1 protein-coding gene is annotated in these 807 nt (G+C 38.7%); it reads right to left on the bottom strand.

Annotated features, from left to right (window positions below; translation table 11 throughout):
* A partial coding sequence (locus tag DYY66_RS03105; protein ID WP_218583589.1) for an ABC transporter ATP-binding protein occupies positions 1-719 on the bottom strand: 719 nt, incomplete at its 3' end.
* Between the last annotated feature and the right edge of the window lie 88 nt (positions 720-807).

The raw sequence follows: 807 nt of genomic DNA, 5'->3' as shown, positions 1-807 counted from the left end.
TCTTCCTCAGACCTTGGTCTTGGCAGATCAATTTTTATTTCATTTACAATTCGTGCAGGCGTGCCACCCATCACGTAAACCCTGTCTGCAAGCTGGACAACTTCATGTAAATTATGCGATACAAGAATTACGGATTTTAGAGTATTTTCAGGATTGAATACAATGGAATAAATCTCACTTCGAAGAGAATTTGCCGTAAGCTCATCAAGGTGTACAAATGGTTCATCCATCAACATTATTGTAGGAGAAGCTGCAAGTGCTCGTGCAATAGCGATTCTTTGTCTCATTCCACCACTCATTTCTTTTGGATATGCATCTTCATGACCATGCAGTCCTACCAACGCGATCATTTTTTTTGCTATCTCGGTTGCTTCGTCGCCTTTGACTTTGTTTCGTAAAACTATTTTCACATTATCAAGTGCAGTCATCCATGGAAAAGTGGCAATAGACTGGTGGACAAGTGAGATTTGTGATGACGGAGATTTCATCTCAACATTGTTTAGAAACACATGACCTATTGTAGGGGAAATCAGATTTGCCAGTACTCTAAGAAAAGTTGATTTTCCTGTACCTGAAGGACCTACGATTGCAACAAGCTCATCAGCATATGTCTTGATGCTTATGTCTTTGAAGATGAAATTTGTACCAGAATATGCATAACCCAAGTCTTTGCATTCAAGTTGAGCCTCACCGAGTGTTTCATTGAAAACTTGGGTCATGACAACCTATCCATGGGGGGAGGATATGATGTATATACGCCTTTTCAATATAGATTTCAAAGTATTTTATTCAAAACTAAATTAATGA

It is taken from the genome of Candidatus Nitrosotalea sp. FS, assembly GCF_011319475.1.
In the GTDB taxonomy this organism is placed as follows: Archaea; Thermoproteota; Nitrososphaeria; order Nitrososphaerales; family Nitrosopumilaceae; genus Nitrosotalea.
The sequence above is the reverse complement of the archived record's forward strand: the minus strand, read 5'-3'. Positions and strand labels throughout refer to the sequence as shown.